This window comes from Cobetia sp. 5-25-4-2 (genome assembly GCF_013374075.1).
Classification (GTDB): Bacteria; Pseudomonadota; Gammaproteobacteria; order Pseudomonadales; family Halomonadaceae; genus Cobetia; species Cobetia marina.
Map to the genome: position 1 here is coordinate 1 of NZ_BLWK01000026.1, position 772 is coordinate 772.

Genomic DNA, 772 nt, shown 5'->3' on the forward strand with positions numbered 1-772 from the left:
ATCGTTGGGTCGCAGGGTATTTGCCACCTCGCCAACGCTTATCGCAGGCTATCACGTCCTTCATCGCCTCTGGCTGCCAAGGCATCCACCGTATGCGCTTAATCGCTTGACCATATAACCCCAAGGGGTCTGTCAAGGATTACGAATCTGTCGGACCTCTCCGACATATCGTTTGATGGAGATGTGCTTGGCGCACATTCCATCGTCAGCATGATTCACATTGTTAAAGAGCGGCTGTTCAGAGAACAGTGAGAAGCGCGCTCTGATGAGCACGCTTGCCACTGCCGGCTAAGCCAGCAATAAGATCAGGTAATTCGTTGTGAGCACTTGCCGCGAGCAGTAGACAGTGTCGATAAGGAGGTGATCCAGCCCCAGGTTCCCCTAGGGCTACCTTGTTACGACTTCACCCCAGTCATGAACCACACCGTGGTGATCGCCCTCCCGAAGGTTAGGCTAACCACTTCNGCTTAATCGCTTGACCATATAACCCCAAGGGGTCTGTCAAGGATTACGAATCTGTCGGACCTCTCCGACATATCGTTTTGATGGAGATGTGCTTGGCGCACATTCCATCGTCAGCATGATTCACATTGTTAAAGAGCGGCTGTTCAGAGAACAGTGAGAAGCGCGCTCTGTCGAGCGCGCTTGCCACTGCCGGCTAAGCCAGCAATAAGATCAGGTAATTCGTTGTGAGCACTTGCCGCGAGCAGTAGACAGTGTCGATAAGGAGGTGATCCAGCCCCAGGTTCCCCTAGGGCTACCTTGTTACGAC

At 53.0% G+C, this 772-nt stretch carries 1 rRNA gene; it reads right to left on the minus strand.

The annotated features are described in order from the left end of the window. A 23S ribosomal RNA gene (locus tag HXS65_RS17370) occupies nucleotides 1–112 on the minus strand; the annotation flags it as partial. Between the last annotated feature and the right edge of the window lie 660 nt (nucleotides 113–772).